The sequence below is a fragment of the Paenibacillus sp. FSL K6-1217 genome, from assembly GCF_045040735.1.
Lineage (GTDB): Bacteria > Bacillota > Bacilli > Paenibacillales > Paenibacillaceae > Paenibacillus_AQ.
Genome location: NZ_CP150271.1, coordinates 1,543,909 through 1,564,357, shown reverse-complemented (window position 1 = coordinate 1,564,357; position 20,449 = coordinate 1,543,909). Strand labels below are relative to the sequence as shown.

18 protein-coding genes and 1 pseudogene are annotated in these 20,449 nt (G+C 49.6%); 1 reads left to right on the top strand and 18 read right to left on the bottom strand.

What is annotated here, in order from left to right; genetic code table 11:
* From MHH28_RS06705 to MHH28_RS06625, 17 genes and pseudogenes are all read right to left on the bottom strand, one after another.
* Entirely contained in the window at positions 1-900 is a 900-nt protein-coding gene (locus MHH28_RS06705; RefSeq protein WP_405113262.1) for a carbohydrate ABC transporter permease, read from the bottom strand.
* 15 nt (positions 901-915) lie between these two features.
* Positions 916-1,845 (bottom strand): ABC transporter permease, encoded by a 930-nt coding sequence (locus MHH28_RS06700; protein ID WP_405113260.1) that lies wholly within the window; start codon positions 1,843-1,845, stop codon positions 916-918.
* 103 nt (positions 1,846-1,948) lie between these two features.
* The gene (locus MHH28_RS06695; protein WP_405113258.1) at positions 1,949-3,583 is read right to left on the bottom strand and encodes a hypothetical protein; all 1,635 of its coding nucleotides are present in this window, start codon (positions 3,581-3,583) and stop codon (positions 1,949-1,951) included.
* A 156-nt stretch (positions 3,584-3,739) separates the two neighbouring features.
* Entirely contained in the window at positions 3,740-6,049 is a 2,310-nt protein-coding gene (locus tag MHH28_RS06690; protein ID WP_405113256.1) for a helix-turn-helix domain-containing protein, read from the bottom strand.
* Between the two features lie 248 nt (positions 6,050-6,297).
* Positions 6,298-7,263: pseudogene (locus MHH28_RS06685) on the bottom strand (IS3 family transposase); the annotation flags it as partial.
* On the bottom strand, positions 7,173-7,475 hold the full coding sequence (locus MHH28_RS06680) for a transposase (RefSeq protein ID WP_405108415.1): 303 nt from the start codon (positions 7,473-7,475) through the stop codon (positions 7,173-7,175). The pseudogene MHH28_RS06685 and the gene MHH28_RS06680, both read right to left, overlap by 91 nt.
* A gap of 178 nt (positions 7,476-7,653) precedes the next feature.
* Complete coding sequence (gene mnhG / locus MHH28_RS06675) at positions 7,654-8,013, bottom strand: monovalent cation/H(+) antiporter subunit G (protein WP_405113254.1); 360 nt, start codon at positions 8,011-8,013, stop codon at positions 7,654-7,656.
* Complete coding sequence (locus MHH28_RS06670) at positions 8,003-8,296, bottom strand: Na(+)/H(+) antiporter subunit F1 (RefSeq protein WP_405113252.1); 294 nt, start codon at positions 8,294-8,296, stop codon at positions 8,003-8,005. The genes mnhG and MHH28_RS06670 overlap by 11 nt, the downstream gene beginning before the upstream one ends.
* Entirely contained in the window at positions 8,296-8,778 is a 483-nt protein-coding gene (locus tag MHH28_RS06665; protein WP_405113250.1) for a Na+/H+ antiporter subunit E, read from the bottom strand. The genes MHH28_RS06670 and MHH28_RS06665 overlap by 1 nt, the downstream gene beginning before the upstream one ends.
* A gap of 5 nt (positions 8,779-8,783) precedes the next feature.
* Positions 8,784-10,259 (bottom strand): Na+/H+ antiporter subunit D, encoded by a 1,476-nt coding sequence (locus MHH28_RS06660; protein ID WP_405113248.1) that lies wholly within the window; start codon positions 10,257-10,259, stop codon positions 8,784-8,786.
* Positions 10,256-10,588 carry a Na(+)/H(+) antiporter subunit C gene (locus MHH28_RS06655; protein ID WP_405113246.1) on the bottom strand — a complete coding sequence of 111 codons (333 nt, stop codon included), beginning with the start codon at positions 10,586-10,588 and terminating at the stop codon, positions 10,256-10,258. Before MHH28_RS06655 ends, MHH28_RS06660 begins: the two co-directional genes overlap by 4 nt.
* The gene (locus MHH28_RS06650) at positions 10,576-13,431 is read right to left on the bottom strand and encodes a Na+/H+ antiporter subunit A (protein ID WP_405113244.1); all 2,856 of its coding nucleotides are present in this window, start codon (positions 13,429-13,431) and stop codon (positions 10,576-10,578) included. Before MHH28_RS06650 ends, MHH28_RS06655 begins: the two co-directional genes overlap by 13 nt.
* 34 nt (positions 13,432-13,465) lie before the next feature.
* Positions 13,466-14,098 (bottom strand): universal stress protein, encoded by a 633-nt coding sequence (locus MHH28_RS06645; protein ID WP_405113242.1) that lies wholly within the window; start codon positions 14,096-14,098, stop codon positions 13,466-13,468.
* Between the two features lie 261 nt (positions 14,099-14,359).
* On the bottom strand, positions 14,360-15,787 hold the full coding sequence (locus tag MHH28_RS06640) for a VanZ family protein (RefSeq protein ID WP_405113240.1): 1,428 nt from the start codon (positions 15,785-15,787) through the stop codon (positions 14,360-14,362).
* A gap of 240 nt (positions 15,788-16,027) precedes the next feature.
* Positions 16,028-17,176, bottom strand: a complete 1,149-nt coding sequence (gene dgoD / locus MHH28_RS06635) for a galactonate dehydratase (protein WP_405113238.1) — start codon at positions 17,174-17,176, stop codon at positions 16,028-16,030.
* A 3-nt stretch (positions 17,177-17,179) separates the two neighbouring features.
* Positions 17,180-17,845: a bifunctional 4-hydroxy-2-oxoglutarate aldolase/2-dehydro-3-deoxy-phosphogluconate aldolase gene (locus MHH28_RS06630; protein WP_405113236.1), complete on the bottom strand. Its 666-nt coding sequence runs from the start codon at positions 17,843-17,845 to the stop codon at positions 17,180-17,182.
* A gap of 31 nt (positions 17,846-17,876) precedes the next feature.
* Entirely contained in the window at positions 17,877-18,833 is a 957-nt protein-coding gene (locus MHH28_RS06625) for a sugar kinase (protein WP_405113234.1), read from the bottom strand.
* Between the two features lie 260 nt (positions 18,834-19,093).
* Between MHH28_RS06625 and MHH28_RS06620 the strand changes: the two genes are divergently transcribed.
* Positions 19,094-19,723: a FadR/GntR family transcriptional regulator gene (locus tag MHH28_RS06620; protein ID WP_405113232.1), complete on the top strand. Its 630-nt coding sequence runs from the start codon at positions 19,094-19,096 to the stop codon at positions 19,721-19,723.
* 125 nt (positions 19,724-19,848) lie between these two features.
* Here MHH28_RS06620 and MHH28_RS06615 read toward each other — a convergent pair whose 3' ends face one another.
* Entirely contained in the window at positions 19,849-20,304 is a 456-nt protein-coding gene (locus MHH28_RS06615) for a GNAT family N-acetyltransferase (RefSeq protein WP_405113230.1), read from the bottom strand.
* Between the last annotated feature and the right edge of the window lie 145 nt (positions 20,305-20,449).

Genomic DNA, 20,449 nt, shown 5'->3' with positions numbered 1-20,449 from the left:
CTAACCCTTCAGCGAACCGATCATGACCCCTTTGACAAAATATTTCTGAATGAACGGGTACACACATAAAATGGGAACCGTCGCCACGACAATCAGGGAGTACTTCAGCACAGCCGCCGCCTGAGCTTTGGCCACCTGCAGTTCAGGGTCCATAATCATGCTCACATCCACCTGGTTCATGATCAGAATTTCCCGCAAAATAATTTGCAGCGGGTACAGCGAGCGGTCATTCAGATACATCAAAGCATTGAAATAGGCGTTCCAGTGGCCCACCGCCGAGAACAGCGTGATGACCGCGATGACGGCTTTGGACAGCGGCAGGACGAAAGAGAAGAAAAAGCGCGCATCGCTGCAGCCGTCTATGCTGGTTGCTTCGATCAGCTCTCCCGGAATGGAAGACTGGATAAAGGTTCTCGCTATAATCATGTTGTATACGGAAAGCGCGCCCGGAAACACCATCGCCCACATGGTGTTGATCAGATGGAGGTCTTTCATTAATATATAGAACGGAATCAGGCCGCCGCTGAAAAACATCGTGAACGTGAACAGAAACATAAAGCCGCCTCTGCCCTTCAGCCCCGGTCTGGAAAGCGCGTAGGCGCAGGTCATAACGACACTGACATTCACCAGCGTTCCCAGAACGGTATACAGAAACGTGTTGCCGTAAGCTCTGACGATATCTTTGTTTTTGAATACAGCTTCATAACCTTCCAGACTGAAATCGACAGGCCAGAGCAGAACCTGGCCGGACGATACGGCATTGCCGGAAGAGAATGAGGCCGAAAGCACGTAAATAAGCGGATAGGACACAGCGATTAGAATAAAAGTTAAAATAAAGCCGGAAATGATGTAGTACACTTTATCCGAAGTCGGATGCGTTGAAAATTTGGTCTGGCTCATTGCCGCTCTCCCTCCTTACCACAGGCTGGTATTGCTGAATTTCTTGGCGGCGTAGTTCACCATAATCAACAATACAAAGTTGATGAGTGAATTGAACAACCCAATCGCAGTCGCAAACGAGAAATCGCCTGAACCGATAGTTAACCCTACCTTATATACATAAGTGGAGATAACTTCGCTTTTCGAAATATTCAATTCATTCTGCATGAGGAACACCTTCTCGAATCCAACTTCCATGATATTGCCGACCGCAAGGATCAGCATGATGGTAGCCGTAGGTAAAATGGACGGAAAATCGATATGCCGCACCCGCTGCAGACGCGAAGCCCCGTCGATTTGAGCGGCCTCGTGCAAATGCTCGTCAACGGAAGACAAGGCGGCGATGTAAATGATGCTGCTCCAGCCGATGCCCTGCCATATGCCGGACCAGACATACAAGTGCTGGAAAGCGCCCGGATTGGCAAAGGCGTCCGCCAGTAATTCACCGCTAAAGTACGTATACAGCGCTCCAAAAGCACCTGTACGCGGATTGAACAGCTGAACCAGCATGCCGACGATGACAACCGTCGAAATAAAATGCGGCATATACGAAACGGATTGTACGATTTTTTTAAACTTTAGCCCCGTAAACGAATTAAGCACCAGGGCAAACAGAATCGGCAAAGGAAAGGAAATCAGCAAACTGTACATGGACAGGCTGATAGTGTTCCAAATCAGGGTTGTAAACTGATAGGAATCGAAGAACCGCCTGAAATTGTCCAATCCGATCCATTCACTGCCCCAGATTCCAAGATTGAAATTGAAGTTTTTAAAGGCAATCTGAACGCCTGCCATCGGCACATAAGCAAAAATGATGATGTACACGGTGGCCGGAATGAGAAACAGATACAGCTGCCAGCTCGGCAAAACTTCTTTTTTCAGCCAGTTAAATACAGATGCTCGCATAGTTACTCTCCGTTCTGGGCCGGAAACGCCGGCCCGGGAGTCAGGCATACAGAACCCCCGCTTCCCGGGCCAGGTTCATCCCGAATAATTGACCGTCCCGCCGTTACTTCGAACGGTCATAGGCGGCTTGAGCGACTTCCAAATACTGGGCAATCCCCATTTTATTCAGTTCGGCAATATAATCGTCCCACTGGGACAGCGGACGGTTGCCAGTGATGAAGGCAACGGCGCTTTCGTTCACGTAGTTGTCGATCGCCGTTTTGCTGTTGGCAATTTGCTTCAACTCTTCCGGCAGATAGCTCAGCTTGACGATGACTTCTTCCGGGAAAGCCGGTACATACCCTTCTTCAAATGCAGGTCTCCAGTTGGGCAGTACATCGTCCGCGTCCTTCTTGAGATTGGATACCGTTTTCCCCAGTTCCAGTGAACGGTAAGCGGGATTGGCATCGTTCCAGTGTTTATTTTGCGGGTTGTTCCAAATGGACGGATTCAGTTCAGCAACGGCTGCAGGCACTCCTTCCAATTCTTCAAACGGGCCGACATACTCGGCGACAACGGCTGGATCATCGCTCCAGTCGACGCCCTTCTCGCCGTAACGGCTGACGATAGACAGCTCAGGGTTTAGCATATAATCACCGACTTTGAAGGCAAGCTCCGGATCCTTCGCGTCCTTCGTAATGAACCACAGCTGGGTTGGCAGGGACGGACTGTACGGAGTCGCGCTCAGGCCGGAAGGCCCCTTGACCGGGGGCAGCAGCGTCATTTTGTTGTCCAGCTCCGGACCGAATGTACTGTAGCTGCCGGCCGTAACAACGCCAGCCATGCCGCCCGGCACGTTGATAAGCGCCTTCATCTGGGTTTCATCCTGGGTGAAGGACAAGGGAGAGAACAGGCCGTCTTTAACCAGCTTGTTCATAAACTCCAGCCCTTCCTTCCATTCCGGCTGAGTGAAAGCCGGGAAGATCCGGCCATCTTTCACATTCATGTAGCTCTTGCCCGGATCAGCGTAAATAAAGGCATTCATCAAATAGATGCGCGGGTTCTGCGACCAGCCGTTCAGCGAGCCGACAAAACCGACTTCGTCCTTCTTGCCGTTTCCATTCGGGTCCTGCTCTACAAACGCTTTCAGGACATTGTACAGGTCATCTGTCGTTTTCGGCATTTCCAGCTTCAATTTCTCCAGCCATTCATTGTTGATCCAGGCACGGTTGGAGCCTTCATTCCATTTTTGCGGGGAGTATCTGGGTAGTGCGTACACCTTGCCGTCAGGCAGCTTCATGGAGCTGCGAACGAATTCTTTTTCCGGTATTTTGTTGAAATTGACAGCGAGCTCCGGATCATTCAAATAATCGTCCTGGGGAACGAACACGCCTTTCGCAGCATAATCGAAGACCGTCGATTCATTTAAATAAATGTTGACGACATCCGGCAGTTCCGCTCCTGAGGAGACCATCAGCGAAAGTTTGGTCAACGCTTCTTCCGCTTGGCTGGGCAACTCCAGAAACTTCAGATCGACGTTCATCGCATCTTCGACTAGCTTCGTATAATGGTTCGTTTCATAGTCCTCTACATTCGGATTAGCCTGAACGGCAACCGTAATGACGGGGCGTCCTCCCTCTCCGCTCTCATTTGCCTGTTGATTGCCTTGCGAGCAAGCCGAGAGCAGCGATCCCAGCATAGGAAGAACTAGCAAACCTGCCGACAGCGCCTTCCTTTTTTTACTGATCTGTTGGGTCAAACGGTATTCCTCCCTTTTGTGATTGTGTGATCCACAGTGTGTTGTAATCGCTTACAGGTCGATTGTATTCCCGCAGCCTGCACCGTGAAAACCGTTACTTCTCTTATACGCTGTCACCGGGTAAGATCAGAGAGGCTGATAATTCTCCCTTCATTGTCAGTCGGTAAGACTGGACTGGTTCTCCCGCCAAACGGTCGGCGTTACACCATGCTTTTTAGAGAAAGCCCGGTAGAATGTATTTTCGCTGCCAAAGCCGCAAAGCTTCCAAATCCTGTTGTTGGAATAATCAGTGGTTAAAAGCAGGTGCTCCGCGTTCAGCAGCCGAATTTCTTCAATATATTTGCCCAGACTTTTACCGGTCTGCTCTTTAACAAAGGAAAAGACATATTTTTCGGAAATAAGCAGCTCACTGGCGATACTGCCGGCAGAAAGGCCGGCATCTCCGTAATGGGCCCCGATATAATTTAAAATGTCGGTTTTCAGCCTGTTGTTGTTGCTCTTCTTGTTGCCTATCACGATGTCGCATAAATCGAACGCGGTCCTCCGCAGGCGGTCAGCCAGCCGGATCATATCCTGCGACTGGTCGTAAGCCGGAATCGTCAGTGTTTGTTCACCCGAACCACTCTTGTCTCCGCCGATCACCTTATGGGCGCTGAACACCGTCTGCCGGACGGAGAAAAAGATCTGCAGCTGCTCCTGCTCCGTTAGAGAATAGTCGGCCAGAAGTCCAAGACAGTCATCCAATATTTGCGATACCAGGCTTGTCTCGCCAGCGATCAGGGCATCGTGAAGCTTCAGCAGCACGGCATTGTCGAAAGCCGGACGAGTATCGGAATCAGAAGGAAGTTCAAACAGATACACCCCGCTGGCTACCTCGTTCTCGTTGACACCCAGGGCGTATTTCGCTTGCTGATAAGCTGTCTTGGCCTGCTCAGGACCGGACATGATTTCGCTGACGCCGATACTTACCGTCACGGCCAGCGGCGATTTGGCATTGAGCGACCGGATAAGCTCCGACAACCGGACTTTGATATCCGAACGTCCTACCGTATTTTCCTCCGGATCGAAAAACAGCATAAAAACCGTTTCGTTGGCATGAAAATTGAGCGCAAGCGGACGATGGCGCATGACGGCGTTGAACCGTTCCTCCAACTGCAGTCCGATATTTTGCTGCACGCCCTTAAGTCCTGCATGGGGGCCGTCCACCTTGTATATGGCTTTCACCACACAAAACCGCTCGAATGCGGAGCCGAAGTAGCTTTCCGCTTCTTGCTTTTCCCGCTCCGTAAAGGCACCCAGAATTAGCATATGCTTGGCAATGGAATATCTAATGGAATCGTTCATTGCTTCGATCCGCCCTTGCTGCTGCTCGCTCCGCATATGAATCTCAGTAAAGGCATGGTCAAGGTACTCGAATTCGTTGCGGAGCGTAAAGCTCTGTTGGGTCGACCTTGCCGCCGTCTCTACCAGCTTCTTCAAAGAGTTCGTCTCCCTCATCGAAAAAAGGAATGCCAGAAGCATGGTAAGTGCCATACCCGCTACGACGTAGAGTACTACAAGTTCGAGCAAGGAATTAACATTATCCGCGAAGGCCTCCGCCGGGATGCCGACTACGACCTGAAGTCCCAGCCGTTCGCTTGAACGCGTAAGCAAGATATACTTGCTGCCCGAAATCTCAATTTCGCCAAGCGTCTCCGCCGTTTCCAGCGGATCACCGTTTTCGTAATTATGGGACAGTAAAATACGGCCTTCCTTGTCTGCAATGTAGACGAAGTGATCATCCGTCTGATCCGCATACAGCAGTTTGCCCACAAGATCCTCACGGTCCATGTCGATGGCCAGGACGCTTTTTTGCTCAATGGCGTTGAAATAGGAATTGTTAATGACGGCCGTAATGCCGTCGAACGGCTTGCGGCTGTAGTAAGAAGAGAATACCTCCTTGGCCGGAAACAGCTTCATGGTGTAGTTCTCGCCGAACAGCCGATCCTGCCACGCTTCCGCCGAAAGATTTCCGTACCGGTAGTAACGGGCATACACATCTTCATAGTCGTCCGATGAAATATAGTTGGAGATAAATACCGGATTGTCCTTGAAGCGGATATATACGTTGGAATACATATCCTGGGTCAGCGCCAGGCTTTTTAATTTGGACTGTACCACTTTGATGTCCATGTAGTATTCGCTGGACGGAACACCTTCCAGAAAAAACAAATGCATGAACGATTCCTCCTGGAGCAGCAGGCTGGTAATGGTTTGGGCCCGCAGCACCTGCTGTTCCAACGATTCCACGCCGTCCAGCAGCTTGGATTTGCTTTTATCCAGTGTCAGCTGCTTGGCGAGCGTATAGGATTTGAAATACAGCGGAATGATCATTAGCATAAGAATGGCCAATATAAGACCGTATTTCATGAAGCGTTTGCCGAAAATCAGCCAGGACGTATGTCTCTTTATAAACTCGGTGACCATGATGTCCCCCCCTTTGCAATAATTGAAAAATACCAGCTTCATGATTGTCCGTTTCATATAAAATGCACCGGTTTCTTGTGTAATCGCTTACAATAAAGGTAAAGGAGAACGTCTCAAAGTTAAACCTCCAATTTTTTATATACTCTGTCATAGAGTACGATAAGCCAATTGCGTAAAAGAGTAAAACAAAAAAACCGCGCTGGGCGCGGGTTTGGTCATACCCCTGTCAAGTAGACAGATGAAAAAAGCTAAGCAGCCAGCGCGTGCCGATACTCAATCGGCGCGCGCTGTTTAAGTTTCGCCTGAAAACGTTGGTAATTATAAAAGTAGATATAATCTTCAACAGCTTGATGAATCTCTGCTTCTGACTTACACTGGTGAAGGTACAACTTTTCTGTCTTCAGATGCGAAAAGAAGGATTCGATGCAGGCGTTATCCAGGCAGGTTGCTTTGCGAGAGTGGCTGCCCTTGACGCTGAATGCCTCTAATCGTGTGTTGTACGCCTGAGACGTGTACTGAAAGCCTTGGTCCGAATGGAGCACGGCCTCAGACACGTCTCTTTTTCGTGTCCACTGTTCAATGGTATCCAGGACGAGGTTTACGTCGTTACGCTCCGAGATCTGCCAAGCTACAATCTCATTGTTAAAGAGGTCCTGAATAGCGGACAGATAATAAAAGCGGGTGCCGTCTGAGATATACGTGATGTCCGTTACTAGCTTCTGCTGAGGTGCTGTCGCATGAAACTTACGCTTTAATCGGTTCGGATAGACCACGGAAGGAGCAGAGCCAGCACGACTCCTTTTCTTGCGAATGACGGACTGGATCGACAGCTCTTTCATGAGCCGCCATACCTTCTTGTGGTTGACGAGGTAGCCCGCCTCCCACAGGGCTGCCCGCATTCGGGGGTACCCGAAATAGGGATGAGCCAGGTGAATAGCCACCATATGCTCCTTAATGGCGTGCTCTTGCTCATGGGTATCCATTCGTCGAGCCTGTGTACCTCGCCACTTGTAGTAATTTGCCCGCGATACACCTGCAATGGTTAATAGTCGGGTGACGCCATGCTGGTCACGTAGTTCTTCGATGACGGCGTATTTGTCTTGTAGTCCAAGCTTTCCTCCATTTACAGATTTGGATACCGCTTTTTTAAGTAGTCCACCTGTGCCTTTAAGTAATCTCGTTCTTCTTCGATACTGGCAAATGTAGAACGTGGACGTCCTTTTAAAGGGCTTGTTGCCCCTTTTCGTGTATCGAGTGGCTCTCCATTCCGATATTTCTTTACCCATACTTTAAGCTGAGTACAGTTCGCAATCCCCAACCTGTCGGAGACGACCTTGTAGCTCTCACCTCCTGTAAAATAGGCTTGAATAGCCTCTGTCTTGAATTCCTCTGTGTACGATTGATATACTTGTCCCTTTTTGGCCATACAAAAATCCCCTCCAAGTTCACTCATCTCCTCATGTTAACACATGAGGTTTTTTACGAGTGTCTACTTGAAGGGGATAATACCAGGTTCTTACTCCATGACATCATTAAGATTTAGCGAGGTTCTTTTTTTCTGTACATTGTCAACGGATGCCGGATCTACATTCAGCGATTATCCGTTATTTCGCAGACTGTTCCTCACTTTTTTCCGTATGGGTCAGCAGATCGTCTTGTATGCTGTTTTTCCACAAGGGAACGCCCGAACGGTAGGCCGCCCGGCCATTTAGATGGCCTGCGACCGGTGAAGTGATGAATACAAAAAGAATCGCCAGCAGCAGCTTGACACTGACCGCTCCATCTTTGAACCAAAAGTACAGGAAGCCGCCGCCCAATAAACATAATACCCCGAACGTTGCACTTTTGGTGGCCGCATGTGAACGCAGATAAACATCGGGCAGCCGGATGAGGCCGAAGGCACTGATCCCGCAGAAAATGGCGCCAAGCACCACTAAAATCGAGCTAAACAACTCACCTGTCATGCAGTTCCCCTCCTTCTTCCACCACAACCCCTCGTTCAATATATCTTGCGAGTGCAGTTGTGCCAATAAACGTCAGAATACCGATAACCAGGATGACCTCAAGAAAATCGCGGGTATCCAGCAGCATACTAAGCACGGTAATCATAGCCAGTACATGAATGCCTAGCGTATCCAGGGCAGCCACCCTGTCCGAACGGGTAGGCCCTTTCAGGAGCCGGTACAGACACGCCAGTATGGCTATTCCCAGAATAACCAATGCGGTACTTAACAGTACTGAGACCATTAGCGGGTCACCTCCATAATCACTTGTTCGAAATTCCCCCGGATCTGCTTAACCATCTCCTCTGCATCTTTGATGTCTATGGCATGAATATATAAGGTCTTCCCATCCCTTGATACATCAAGGGTCAGCGTGCCTGGAGTCAAGCATATCAGACAAGATAACAGTGTAACTTCCCAAGCTGAGGTTAAAGCCGTCTCATAGGCGAATATTCCCGGGCGGATAGCCAGCTTCGGACGAAGAATATGATAGATCACCACGAAATTCGAGATGGTCAGTTCGCGGATAAAGATCAGCAGCAGCTTCAATATGAACCAGAGACGTCTTAGGTAAAAGGGCCTGGTCTGAGGCGTGGATCTTCTGAATAACAGCAGCATTCCCATGCCAAGCAGAAACCCGATAAGAAAAGTGGCGCCAGAGCCGCTGTTATTGATCGCCATCCACAGAAAAGCAATTAACAGGTTAAATAACAATTGTAGGGCCATCTTATCTACTCCTTCATTATGGCTTGAATGTACTCCGCAGGTGATGCCAGAACTTCACCGGCTTGCGATACATAGGCATATAGAGCATCTGCTCCGATTCCCATCGCAAGGACAAGTACCAGCAGTGCAGCGGCGACAGCCGAAGCACTCTTCAGGTTCACAGCAGGCAATTCTCTCTCGGGTTCATTTCCCCAGAAGGCCAGCCTGAACATCTTGATTAAGGAATACAGCACCATAAAGCTTGATCCGAGACCGACAAGAGACAATGTCAGCATACCGGCATCCAGAGCTCCGCGGATGATCAGCAGCTTTCCGGCAAAACCGCTCAGCGGCGGAATTCCTACCAAAGCAAGAGCCAGTATAAAGAACATCCATCCCATCAGCGGATATTTTTTAATCATGCCTCCCATACCGCTCAAACGGTCTGTCCCTGCTGCGGCTATAATCATTCCGCCAAGGATGAACAGGAGTCCTTTGGCCAACATGTCGTGAAGCAGATAGAAGATGGCTCCGTTTAGCGAATCCGTCGTACCTGCAGCAAGCCCGAAAGCCACAAATCCAACACTTATAATGACATTATAATTAAGAATACGAGGAATATCTTTGTAGGCCACTGCCCCTATGCTGCCCAGAATCATGGTTGCCGCAGCCATCCAGGCGATCAAGCTATGCGTGAGACTGGTATCATTAACAAACATCAGGGTGAACGTACGGATGATTGCATACAGCCCTACTTTGGTAAGTAGTGCACCAAATAGTGCTCTGATCGCTGAAGGAGGTGCGCTGTATGATCCGGGGAGCCAATAGAACAGGAACAGCCCCGCTTTTAAGGAGAATACGATTAAAAAAAGTACAGCAATTACGTTCAAAATGCCTCCTTGCCCCGCTTCAGCAATACGCTGTGACAAATGCGCCATATTCAGCGTTCCTACCGCCGCATAGAGGTAGGCTACGGCTGCTACAAACAACGTTGACGACACAATATTGATCAGCAGATATTTCGCTGTCTCTCGTAACTGCAGCTTGGTTCCACCCAGAGAGATAAGGGCATATGAAGAAATCAGCATCACCTCAAAGAAGACGAACAAGTTGAAAATATCTCCTGTAAGGAATGAGCCGTATACCCCGACCAGCAAAAAATGAAAGAAAGTGTAGTAATAATACCGTTCCCTCTTCTCTCCAATACTGCTGAAGGAATAGAGCAGGATGGCGAAGCTCACGATGGAAGCCATCATTACCATTAGTAACGCGAACATATCTCCAACAAATACAATCCCGTAAGGAGGCGCCCATCCTCCCATTTGTAAGGTCATGATGCCATCAGCATGTACACGTGTAACCAGCAAGGCGGTACAAAGAATAGTAAGGATACCGCTAACCACACTAATTCCCCGCTGAAGGCGTATCTGCTCTTTGAATAGAATCAGGATCACTGCTGTACATAAGGGAATCAGAATAGGCAGAACCAGAATGTTATTCATTCTTTGGCCTCCTTGATACTGTCGATGTCATCCGTACCTAAGGCCTGATAAGAACGGTAAGCAAGCACGAAATAGAAGGCAGTTACGCCGAAGCTAATCACGATGGAGGTCAGGATCAGAGCCTGCGGCAAAGGATCAACATAAGACTCCTCATTACCCAGCACAGGAGCAGCTCCTCTCTTAAGTCCGGCCATGGTCAGAAGCAGCAGATGTACACCATGTGTCAGCAAGGAAGTCCCCAGGACAATCCGCAGGAGGATTTTGGACAAAATCAGGTACACCCCTATAGTAAACAGAATGCCTATTGCTATCGCCATTACGAGTTCCATCGTTTATCCCCTCCTATCGTTAAAATAATGTTCATCGCTACACCCACCACTGCCAAATAAACGCCTAAGTCAAACAGCACGGCAGTTGCCAGTTCGACATCTCCAAGGATAGGCAGATGGAAGTGTCCGAAGGAATGGCTTAAAAAAGGAACCCCATATAGAAATGAGCCCGAAGCCGTAAGAATAGCCAGCAAGAGCCCTGCTGCAGTAAGCAGGCGGTAGTTTACAGGAAACACTTTGCGAATCTGATCCATGCCAAAAGCAATAGTTATCAGTACCAGCGCTGCAGAAGTCATCAATGCGCCGATGAAGCCTCCCCCCGGGTGATTATGACCGGCAAAGAACAAATACAGGGAGAAGATCAGAATGATGATGACAATCCCCTTGGACATCGTCTGTAGAATGACATCATTACTGCGTAGAGGTACAGCCAGCTGCGGATTAATTCGCTTAGGCTCCTCTTCCATTCTCAGATTGACCAGGCCATAAATGCCCAGCGAGGCGATACCAAGCACCATGATTTCAAACAAAGTATCAAATCCTCGGAAGTCTACAAGAATGACGTTAACCACATTTTTTCCTCCCGCCAAAGCATAGCTCTCTTTCAAGAAATACTCGGAGATGGACGCGAACGGACTGCTGCCCATCGCTGCCAGAGCGACCAGTGTTACCGTTACACCCACACCAAGCGAGATGATCAGGTTAGGCAGCTTGAAACGCATGTTCTCCTTCTGCTGCTTCAGCTTCGGCAAGTACCGGAAGCAGAGCAGGAACAGGATGACGGACACGGTCTCAATAATCATCTGGGTTAGCGCAAGATCAGGTGCCCGGAAAAGGACAAAGAGCAGCGTCACCATGTACCCGACACCACCGGTGAACAGGATGGCGTTGACCCTTGATTTGGCAAAAGGAACGGCAAAGGCTGCCAGCAGCATCGTGGCAATCACGGCCATTTCATAGAAGGACAAGTCCGCATACTGTTTCATGCCAAAGCTGATCCCGGGTTCCCGCAGGAGAACACCAAGCAGGGCCACGATCAAAAAGCTGAAGATATATAGTAGATAATGGCGGTTAGAGCCAGTCATATAGGCATCCGTCAAACGCGCAGAACCCCATTCCAATAGCCGGAGCGATGCATCATACACCCGGTTAAGCGTATTCCGCCCCCTGGCTTCACGGTCGAGCACCCGCAGACGGGTATAGCTTTTGAACAGGAGCATTCCGGCTGCTACAACCCCAAGTGTCATGAAGATCTCGGGTGTCCAGCCATGCCAGAAATGAATAGATGCCTCGAAGCTCTCCCCCGGAGAGAGCATCCCCGTGTGTATGGATGCCATTGCCGGTTCAATCAGCGTACCAGTGACCAGATCCGGAAATAGAGCAAATATTAGGGAGAAAGAAATCAGGATGACCGGTGCCAGCAAGAGACCCAGCGGGGCTTCATGTGGCGTTTTGTCCAATTTGTCCGGGTGTAGCTTACCGCCGAAGCTCTTAAATACAAGAATCATACTGTATACAAAAGTAAAGACACTCGCAATCCAGGCAATGACAGGAAAGAGCTGCAGCCAGTATGCTGAATTCAGAACATCAAACTCGCGGATATTCAGTACAGCAGTAAAAAACATCTCTTTGCTGAGAAATCCGCTGAATGGCGGCAACCCGGCCATAGAGAACGCCCCCATCAGTGCGACCGAGAAGGTAACCGGCATAAGAGACATCAGTCCGCCCAGCTTACGGAGATCACGGGTACCGGTCTCATGGTCAATGATGCCTACCACCATAAACAGGCTGCCTTTGAAAACAGCATGATTGATGAGGTGGAAGAGCGCCGCTGTAGTAGCCATCGTATAAAAAACCGCATCCTGCTTTCCGCTAACAAAGCCGGCTGCTGATCCCAGACCAAGCAATGACATGATGAGGCCCAGTTGGCTGATTGTAGAATAGGCCAGTAATGCTTTGAGATCTGTCTGCCGGATCGCTTTGAATGACCCATAGATTAAAGTGAGCAGGCCTGTTGCAGACACCAGCCAGAACCACTCTGCTTGCCCCGCAAAGACAGGAGTAAGCCTTGCCACCAGGTAAATCCCTGCTTTGACCATAGTTGCGGAATGAAGATAAGCACTGACCGGAGTCGGAGCCTCCATGGCGTCAGGCAGCCAGATGTGAAAAGGAAACTGGGCCGATTTCGTAAAGGCTCCCAGCAGAATCAGCAGCATGGCCGGGATAAACATAGCGTTATCCGTGATGGTTCCTGCCATTGCAATAATCTCCCGGATACTATAAGTACCGGTCATTACATACAGCAGATTAAATCCGGCAAACATGGCTAATCCGCCGAACACCGTAATCAGCATAGACTTCACTGCCCCATAACCGGATCTTTCCCGGCCGTACCAGAAGGCAATAAGCAGGAATGAGGAGATACTTGTAAGCTCCCAGAACCCGTACAGTACGATCAGATTATCCGACAGCACTACCCCCAGCATGGCCCCCATGAATAGGAGCAGGTACATGTAGAACCGCCGGATTCCTTCCGTCTGTTTGTCGAGATAATAAATAGAGTACAGCACAACGAGTGCTCCCATTCCTGAAATCAGCAGGACAAAGATTAGACTGAGTCCATCCAGGATCAGGGTGATATTCACTCCAAAAGACGGCATCCAGGCAAATGTGTCTACAATCGATTCTCCTGCCCGAATTACAGGAATCCTCGTCAACAGATACAGGAAAAGAGCCGCCGGCAGGGGCAGAACGAGCCATCCCAGATGGAAGCGCACAGTTTGTCTCGTCAGCAATAATAGCGCAGATAGTATAAACGGAAGAAGGATTATGATATGCAGCACGGCTCCGTACCCCTTTCTATTTTAGTTATATTGCTCACTTCGGCTTGACCCATTCATTCTGTACAATTCTTAAATATTGTGACTCGCCATTGGTAACCATTTTAAAGAGACCGGTATTAAAATCGGTATCGAATTCCCGGAAGAAGGTGCCCTTTATCGCTTTGTTACCAGCATCCTCCTCCATAAGAATATAACGGCCGTCTTTTTTGGCCAGATAGGCCGTAAATCCCCGTTCATGTGTCTGCTCAAGAAGCTCGGGATACCGCTGAACGGCAACGATATGAAGATCAATAGTGCCGACCCGCTCCATCAGGTCATTGATGAAATTGCCGCGTGTAATTTCCTGCCACAGGGTCTGGCTGGTTTGCCCCAGCACAATCTGTGTCACTTGGTATTCTTGTGCAGTTTCCACGATAACCTGGGCTGTCTTTTTCCCATTGCATTTGCGGTTCAGAAATTGCCCTCCGGCATCTTTGGTCTGCTGCTCCCAAGCGGAGAGGTACAACTGTTTCTCGTGGTTATATTCACCATCTTCGCTGGCATCTACAGTAAGCACAACAAGCGGAGCCTGAAGCTTTCTGGCCAGCTCGCCGCCCCTCTGAATCAACCGCTGTCCATGGGGCCCGTAATGCACACACACCATGATACTCTCCATCTTCATTTCCATGTGAAACCCTCCGTAAGTTAATTTTTTCCAGGTAAAAACACAAAAAGAGCCCGCTGTTGGCAGGCTCCTCCGGTCTATCCATATACAATTGGCTTTATTATATAGTTCTCAAGAGAGAAAGTAAAGAACATTGACGGTGAATATTGCACACTCCATCTGGAGCAATTTGTGATACCTTCTGCACCCGGAGGGTAGAAAAACATTTTCCAAGCAATTAAACGATTTGTTGCCATGAATCAACGCCAGCGCTCAGTTCGGTAATTAATGGATAGCAGGTATTTGAGTCTCCCAATCTTCCCCGTTCACCGTTCCGATGAAGTTGTAGACCGGCTGATAATACCCTTTCGAATCATAGGTGTACACCAGCTCAACTTGTTCAATGCGCAGCAAATCGCCTTTCTTCAGATCGTTATACATGTTGAAGTTCCCCTGAAGGACTTCCTCATAAGCCTGTGCCGGACTGATTATTTCCACTTTACGGACATACTTATTCTCGTTCATAGCATAGAACAAATCAAGGGGAGCCTTCTGACCCGCAGAAGACGGAATCAACATAATCATTCCCTGTGCAAAATCCTTCTCGTTCTCTGCAATCGCGGCCTTAGAATGACTAATATCCCATCTCAGCGTATCCCCGTTCTGTATGCTGAAGATGGCGTCCGCAGGCAGAATATGGTTGGACCGCATCCAACTCTCATAGAATTCTTTATGCTTCGCTGTTTCTTCTTCACTCATCGCGGAATTCCGCTCGCCCTGGATATACAACTGCCAACCGCCGTCCCCTAAGTTATAGTTGAAGGTGTACGGATTCCCGTCAGGGTCCGCGAATGACCAGACCCGATTCATTCCATCAATTCGCTTCCCTCCTTTACGCTGCAGATCGAAGGACCGCTCGACAAGTGCTGCCATCTCCTGTCCATACCCCAAATTATAGAGCCTATCGCTGACATAAAGTGACGCTGGCTCTGCCTCTTCCGGAAGCCCGGCCATAAGTTCAACCTCGACTCCGCGCATATCCTGCATAATAGCCGGACGAATGGATAGATTACCAAGCTCCTTAGTCTGATACACAGCTAGCGCGCCGGTGAACAATAGAACGAAAGCCAGCGGAATACATAGCGCAAGCCCTGCTGAACGAAAAGCCAGCTTGCGCTGCTTCACACTGTCTAATATGGCGTTCATTATCAAATAACCTGCAATACTGCCGATCGTGTTGTGCAGGATATCGTCCAGTTCAAATATGCCTCTGCGGCTAAACATTTGGATAAGCTCAATACCGGTGGTCACAGCCAGAGAAGTCAATAGCACAGGCATAAAACGCCGGGTTCTCATCCCAAGCAGCGGAATTAGAAATCCAAGTGGCATGAACATCAGCATGTTGAAAATTATCAGCTGAAACTCGCTTAGCGACCATTGATGCCAGGCACTCAGATAACCGCTGAACAGCCGCAAATTAACCCATCCCTCAAAGTTCTGTCCCCTGCTAAAGGTGGTCAACACCATTACGATGCCAAACCACATGATGAGCAGTAGAACAGTTATGCTCTTCTTGAGCGGGAGCTTTCTTTTCCCGCCTTTCTTGCGATATAAAGCATAAGATAGAGCAAGAGCGCCTAATCCCGCTAGCCCAATAATCAATACCTTAGACAGAATCGGCAGCAATGTGCTGATTATACCTTGAAAATCCATGTGATCTTACCTCCATTTTAGCGTAGGCAGGTTATGTGATATTCGTAATTAAGAAGCCTACTGTATAAAAGACTGAACTAACATGAATTATGTATCAGCATTTGAATAAATTTTCAGATGGTCGAATGGTGCTGACTTCTGTTTATCAGAATGGGAATTAAAATAACCGATGCTAACCACATTTAATGTAGTTTGCATCGGTTGGAATCCATTTTTGTAGTTGCTAAGCAATGATAAGCCTTACCACTCCGCAATACTCCCGTCCCGGTGCCGCCATACCGGATTTCTCCAGCGGTGGCCGTCCTCCGCCATCTTACGCACATACTCCTCGTTCACTGTAATGCCAAGACCCGGTCCGGAAGGAATCTGGACATGACCGTCGCTGTAGGCAAAGACGGTAGGATCGGTGATATAATCCAGCAGGTCATTTCCCTGATTATAATGGATACCGAGGCTTTGTTCCTGAATGACCGCATTGTAAGACGTTGCATCCACCTGAAGACAGGCGGCCAGGGCGATCGGCCCAAGCGGGCAATGCGGAGCGACCGCGACATCGAACGCCTCGGCCATGGCGAATATTTTTTTGCATTCCGTGATCCCTCCTGCATGGGACAGATCGGGCTGGATAATGTCAACCACCCCATCCTTCAGCAGATTTTTGAATTCCCAGCGCGAGTACATCCGCTCGCCCGTCGCGATCGGAGTGCTGGTATGATGTGCGATCTCCCGCAGTACTTCGTTGTTCTCCGGCAGCACCGGCTCTTCTATGAACATCAGACGGTAGGGGTCCAGCTCTCTGGCCAGTCCGCGTGCCATCGGTTTGTGAATCCGCCCGTGAAAATCGACAGCAATCCCGAATTCCGGTCCGCAGGCCTCCCTAATGGCGGCGACCCGCTCGACGATAGCATAAATCTTGTCATGTGTATCAATGAACTGCATCTCTTCCGAGGCATTCATCTTAATCGCCGTGAACCCGGCGGCCTTCTTCTCCAGAGCCGCTTTGACAACATCGATGGGCCGGTCTCCGCCTACCCAGGAGTACACCCGCATGGAATTGCGGCAGGCGCCGCCCAGCAGCTGATACACAGGCGCATTGTAGATTTTCCCTTTAATATCCCAGAGCGCCTGATCGATCCCTGCTATCGCACTCATCAGAATAGCCCCGCCACGATAGAAGCCTCCCCGGTACATGAGCTGCCATAGGTCTTCAATCCGCTGGGGGTCCTGCCCAATCACATAATCCATCAGCTCTTCCACTGCGGCCTGCACCGTATGCGCCTTGCCTTCGACCACCGGCTCCCCCCAGCCGGATAGGCCTTCATCGGTTTCAATCTTCAGAAACAGCCAGCGGGGAGGAACGATAAAGGTCTCAAATCCGGTGATTTTCATTGATTATTTGGCTCCTTTTGTGTTATTCATTCTGGCTTTGCTGACTTCATTGGCAAATTGGCGGGCCGTCTCTGTGATCTTCCCATAGTCGCCCTGCTCCACCGCTTCCCGATCTACGAGAGCGCTTCCCAAACCGACAGCAACAGCTCCGGCGGCAATGAAGGCTCCGACATTCGCAAGGGTCACGCCTCCTGTCGGCATCATCCGGATGTGGCCAAGTGGCCCCTGCAGTTCCTTGATGTAGGAGGCACCCAGAGAACCGCCCGGGAACACCTTAAGCAGGTCTGCACCCGCTTCGTACCCTCTGACTACCTCGGTCGGTGTCATTACGCCGGGGATGGAGATTCGCCCGTGCTGTAAGGTCAGCCCCACAATATCCTCATTCAAATTTGGGGAGAAAATAAAATCGGCTCCCGCCGCGATCGCCTGCTCAGCCTGCGTCAGCTTCAGTACGGTACCCGCTCCCACCAGCAGGCGATTTCCATATTTCTCCTTCATGTCTGCGATCAACCTGTACACTTCCGGCGTATCGGCTGTAATCTCCAGCGCTCCGACCCCGCCGTCTGCCAGTGCCGCTGCAATGTGATCCACCCGTTCAGGCGCTGGTCTGCGAATAACGGCGACCAGTCCGGAAGTTATCAGCTGCTCCATCTGCTTATCTTTGTCCATTTCTTTCCTCCTCCCTTGGAATGTCCCTCACTTACCGGATAATATCCTCCATACCGGTTCCCCCTGCCAAGAGAAAATCCACATCCTGCCGGGTCGGAAGTCCTTCCACATCGCCGCTTACCCCCACAACCATGGAACCCACAGCGTTGCCTCGCCGCACGGCAGAAGGCAGATCCTCCCCCAGCAGCAAACCGCTGATAAAGCCTGCGGCAAATCCGTCTCCGGCACCCATCGGATCAATGAGTCTCTTCACGGGAAATCCTGGCTCAGTTCCAGAGATTCGTCCGTCACTGTAATAAGCCCCGTCCGCGCCGAGCTTGATTACGGCAGCACCAGCACCGGATTTCAGCAGCCGGTCCGCGATGTCAGCAGGCGTACAGCATCCTGTCAGAAACTGTCCCTCATCCATGCCGGGCAGCACGTAGTCGGCAAGAGCCGCAATTTCGTTAAGAACACGATAGGCCTCTTCTCTGTTCCATAGCTTCCAGCGGATATTGGGATCAAACACAATGGCCGTCCCGTGTTTTTTTGCCGCTTCAAGGGCCCGAAAGGTTAATTTCCTGCATGTCGTGCTAAGCGCCGGAGTAATGCCGGTAACATGCAGGATGCGGGCGTTACCAACATATGCCTCATTAAGCTCATCCTCATGCATCAGACTGGCCGCCGAATGTTTGCGATAGTAGTACACCTGTATTTTGTCCGGAGATATTTGTTCTTTGAAGAACACTCCCGTCGGCGCTTCAGCAGTAACCTTGACTTCGGAAATATCAACGCCATGTCCTCTTACGAATTGCCTGATATACCGGCCAAACGGATCATCTCCGAGCTTGCTGAACCAGCCAGCGCTATGCCCCATACGGGCAAGCCCAATGGCTACATTGGTCTCGGCTCCTGCAACATGCTTGTGAAAACCGTTCACGTACTCCAGGGGAACCATCCGGTCCGGTGCCAGAAGTACCATAGTTTCCCCAAAGGTTACGACCTCCATTGTCCCTCCTCCTTTGGATTCTACGCTGATAGTGTTTCTCCACAAAGATCATATCTTTATTATCATTTTTTTAAATAGATATGATCTATACGGTAAGATCATATTATCTTGTTCTTCGCTAGTCAATACTAAATCAATACTTAGGCTTATCTATTTATAGTCACGAAGCTCTTATGCTAATATGGATGTATTCTAAATCAAAGGGACGGCTAAACATGAAACAGAATAAACAAACCGCGTTTCAAGCTACAATAGAGCTTATGAAGCAGAAAATTCTCGATGGGGAATGGGCTCCGGGGGATCGGCTCCCTACGCTGCAGCAGCTGGCCGTTGATTTCTCTGTGAGTGTCACTACAGTACGTGAGGCGCTGCGGATATTAGAGAGTCAGGGGAATGTCAGCATTGAGCACGGGCGCGGGATGTATGTACGAAACGATCCGCTCTTGCTCGATGATCCGGCGGTTGCTTTAGAGGAGTTAGATAACATATCGATTGTGGACCTGTTGGAAGCCAGACTGCTCATTGAGCCTGAACTTGCCGCTTTAGCCGCGCAACGGGCCGATGAGGACCAGATCCGCAGGCTGCGGGTACTGGCTGACCGAATGGTGCGGCAAATGGAGGAAGGCGGCTCCTTCTTCGAGACCGACCTCGCCTTTCATCAGTTAATCGCCGAAGGGGCAGCCAATCCGGTGGTGGCGCGGATGCTGAATTCGATTCTTCCCTTGCTGGCTGAAGGGCGCAAGCAGACCAATACGCTGCCCAATATGCGGACCAAGGCCTCCAATTACCATGTTCTGATCGCCATTGCCATCGAGGAGCGGCAAAGCGAAACAGCACGGCAGCTAATGGAAAGCCATATTCAAAGTATGCTGAGTACACTGAAGAAGTAAATTCAACATATACGTCTCCTTCTCTTCTTTCGTTAAGTTTAAGATACTATAAAGCGTGTATACGCCAAAAAACAGCATCCTCTGCAACTACAGAATGCTGTTCTTCAAGTGTTTTTTATAATAAACTACAGTTCCTTCGTCATAAATCTGCTGTTCGGATCCGGGATATAATCTGCAAATGGCTCACAATACGTAAACCCGAAATCTTCATACAGCTTGCGGGCGGGGATGAATGAATCCATGGAGCCCGTCTCCAGGCTGATCCGTTTGTATCCGCGGCTTACGGCTACTTCAATAATATGAGCAAGAATATTTCTGGCTACACCTTTGCGCAAATGCTTCTTGGCGGTCCGCATCGATTTGAGTTCTGCATGCTCTTTGTCCAATTCCTTGATCGCCCCGCAACCCAGAAGCTCTTCATCCTCCCAAGCGCACCAGAATGTAATTTCAGGCTGCTTCAACCCGTCCAGATTAAGGGCATGAATGCTCTCTGGCGGAGAGTCCTCGGCCATTCCTTGCAGATGTTCTGCAATTAATCCAATCACTTGTGCCCCGCTCAAATCATCTACAACAATCTTCATTGCTACCACTCCTAGTTAATATTAAGTATGAATTATACCTGTTAACTTTCTGTATATCATATTACTCCGATGGCAGGTTTTCTGACAACCCTATGATGAAGGTAGAGGAAGGTATACGAAATTAACGTTAAGCTTTGAAAAATGC

Excerpts from the sequence above, each read along its gene's own strand:
- MHH28_RS06705 (WP_405113262.1), bottom strand. The coding sequence starts at position 900 with ATGAGCCAGACCAAATTTTCAACGCATCCGACTTCGGATAAAGTGTAC.
- MHH28_RS06700 (WP_405113260.1), bottom strand. The coding sequence starts at position 1,845 with ATGCGAGCATCTGTATTTAACTGGCTGAAAAAAGAAGTTTTGCCGAGC.
- MHH28_RS06690 (WP_405113256.1), bottom strand. The coding sequence starts at position 6,049 with ATGGTCACCGAGTTTATAAAGAGACATACGTCCTGGCTGATTTTCGGC.
- MHH28_RS06680 (WP_405108415.1), bottom strand. The coding sequence starts at position 7,475 with ATGGCCAAAAAGGGACAAGTATATCAATCGTACACAGAGGAATTCAAG.
- mnhG (WP_405113254.1), bottom strand. The coding sequence starts at position 8,013 with ATGACAGGTGAGTTGTTTAGCTCGATTTTAGTGGTGCTTGGCGCCATT.
- MHH28_RS06670 (WP_405113252.1), bottom strand. The coding sequence starts at position 8,296 with ATGGTCTCAGTACTGTTAAGTACCGCATTGGTTATTCTGGGAATAGCC.
- MHH28_RS06665 (WP_405113250.1), bottom strand. The coding sequence starts at position 8,778 with ATGGCCCTACAATTGTTATTTAACCTGTTAATTGCTTTTCTGTGGATG.
- MHH28_RS06660 (WP_405113248.1), bottom strand. The coding sequence starts at position 10,259 with ATGAATAACATTCTGGTTCTGCCTATTCTGATTCCCTTATGTACAGCA.
- MHH28_RS06655 (WP_405113246.1), bottom strand. The coding sequence starts at position 10,588 with ATGGAACTCGTAATGGCGATAGCAATAGGCATTCTGTTTACTATAGGG.
- MHH28_RS06645 (WP_405113242.1), bottom strand. The coding sequence starts at position 14,098 with ATGGAAATGAAGATGGAGAGTATCATGGTGTGTGTGCATTACGGGCCC.
- MHH28_RS06640 (WP_405113240.1), bottom strand. The coding sequence starts at position 15,787 with ATGGATTTTCAAGGTATAATCAGCACATTGCTGCCGATTCTGTCTAAG.
- dgoD (WP_405113238.1), bottom strand. The coding sequence starts at position 17,176 with ATGAAAATCACCGGATTTGAGACCTTTATCGTTCCTCCCCGCTGGCTG.
- MHH28_RS06630 (WP_405113236.1), bottom strand. The coding sequence starts at position 17,845 with ATGGACAAAGATAAGCAGATGGAGCAGCTGATAACTTCCGGACTGGTC.
- MHH28_RS06625 (WP_405113234.1), bottom strand. The coding sequence starts at position 18,833 with ATGGAGGTCGTAACCTTTGGGGAAACTATGGTACTTCTGGCACCGGAC.
- MHH28_RS06620 (WP_405113232.1), top strand. The coding sequence starts at position 19,094 with ATGAAGCAGAAAATTCTCGATGGGGAATGGGCTCCGGGGGATCGGCTC.
- MHH28_RS06615 (WP_405113230.1), bottom strand. The coding sequence starts at position 20,304 with ATGAAGATTGTTGTAGATGATTTGAGCGGGGCACAAGTGATTGGATTA.